Raw genomic sequence first — 1,655 nt, 5'->3', positions numbered from 1 at the left:
GGAACTGAGGGATCTTCCTTATGCAACTCGCCTGTATTCGTTGGGTGACAAACCCTCTAAACGTTCTGTATAGCGATGGTTATTGTAATAGCGAATATAATTGATAACATCTTTCAGGACGTCATCATAGGTATCATGCTTTGTAAGATAATAACTTTCCGATTTATAAGTACCCCAAAAGCGCTCAATAGGTTGGTTGTCCAAGCATCGGCTCACACGAGACATGCTTTTCATAAATCCATACTTTAGTTGGAGCCGATTATACTCGTGGGACGTGTACTGGAAACCTCTGTCGCTGTGTAGGAGTGGGGTTACACCGGGATTCTTCTCATAAGCCTGCTTCAGCGTATCCACCACGAGTTTATTGTTGTTGGAATGGCTTAATACCCATGAAACAATGGAGTTATCGTATACATCGATAATGGCGCTTAAATAGGCTTTGCGGCCATTTCCATACTTCAGTTCTGTTACATCTGTACACCACTTTGTATTTGGAGACTGGGCCTCAAAGTTACGGTTCATTATATTTTCAACGACATGGGTCTCTGGGGCTTTCATATAGCTTGGTCGTTTCTTACGAATGACTGCTTTGAGGCCAAGCGCACGCATAATTCGGTAATAGCGCTTTTTGTTGTACTGCTTTTTGAGCTTTCGGTTTAATTGAGTACGCATTTGGCGGTAGCCAAGTATTCCGTTTCGCTTGTCATAGCGAAGTTTCACTTCTTTGGCTAGCACTTGAATTTCAAGTTCCTTGGTAGATGGCGTCCAGCCTAACCACTTGTAATAGGCAGATCGAGCAACCCCTGCTAACGCACACAACTTCTTAATTGCGTAACCTTTTTCTTTGTTCAGTTCTTGAATCGCTTGATACAAGTCTACTTGTCGAACAAGGGTTAGCGTGTATTTCGTCGCTTGATCTCCGCCAACTTTTTTGCGAAGGCATTCTCCATCTCCAGGTATTCGTTTCGAGCTTCTAATTCCTTGATCCGCAGCTTGAGACGTTCATGCTCATCCAGTTCCTCTACAGGCTTCTTTCGACCGCGATTGTCCTTAAGAGCATCCTCACTGCCTGCTTGATACTTCCGAACCCAGGCATACACTTGCTGATAAGATACACCGTACTTTTCGATCGCTTTCTGATAATCCAAACCATTAGCGATTGTATATTGCGCAATTTCAATACGTTCCTCGTAAGTTGTTTTACGTCCTTTGTTCATTTGAGATAGTCCTCTCCCCTTAAGAGTAGGTTTTAATTCTATCTCCTTAGTATACTTGTTAATCCATTTTCGCAACACACTGTTGCTGGAAATACGATGCTTCCTTGTCGCCTCTTCAAGGGAGCAATGTCCAGATAACACATCCTGAACAGCAGCAATTTTCAATTCCCTTGAATACGTTTTCCATGTTCTCGATCCCCCCAATCCATCCAAACCATCTGCTCTGTATTTTCTTATCCATTCTCTAACTGTGTGTGAACTAACCCCTAGTTGTCTCGCTTCATAGTTTGGATTTGATTTGTGCTCCAGGCATCGCTGTATGGCATGCAGTTTCGTTTCAATTGAAGTTGAACTTCTTTTAGACATAGAAAAACTCCCATCATTGAAGTAGTAGAAGTTTTTATTTTTTCTACTGTCTACTATGATGGGAGCATATCA

The 1,655-nt window shown here is 42.3% G+C and carries 2 protein-coding genes; both read right to left on the bottom strand.

The features are described 5' to 3' along the window. Positions 1-18: 18 nt before the first annotated feature. Positions 19-873, bottom strand: a complete 855-nt coding sequence (locus GQY55_RS30675) for an IS3 family transposase (RefSeq protein ID WP_160045714.1) — start codon at positions 871-873, stop codon at positions 19-21. Positions 874-893: 20 nt separating this feature from the next. Continuing rightward, a complete protein-coding gene (locus GQY55_RS30670; protein WP_160045713.1) occupies positions 894-1,583 on the bottom strand; it encodes a helix-turn-helix domain-containing protein in 690 nt (229 codons plus the stop codon). Positions 1,584-1,655 lie beyond the last annotated feature (72 nt).

This window comes from Paenibacillus sp. USDA918EY (assembly GCF_009870825.1).
GTDB lineage: Bacteria > Bacillota > Bacilli > Paenibacillales > Paenibacillaceae > Paenibacillus_AQ > Paenibacillus_AQ albilobatus.
The sequence above is the reverse complement of the archived record's forward strand: the minus strand, read 5'-3'. Positions and strand labels throughout refer to the sequence as shown.

Coding starts and splice junctions, on each gene's coding strand:
- GQY55_RS30670 (WP_160045713.1), bottom strand. CDS start 1,583: ATGTCTAAAAGAAGTTCAACTTCAATTGAAACGAAACTGCATGCCATA.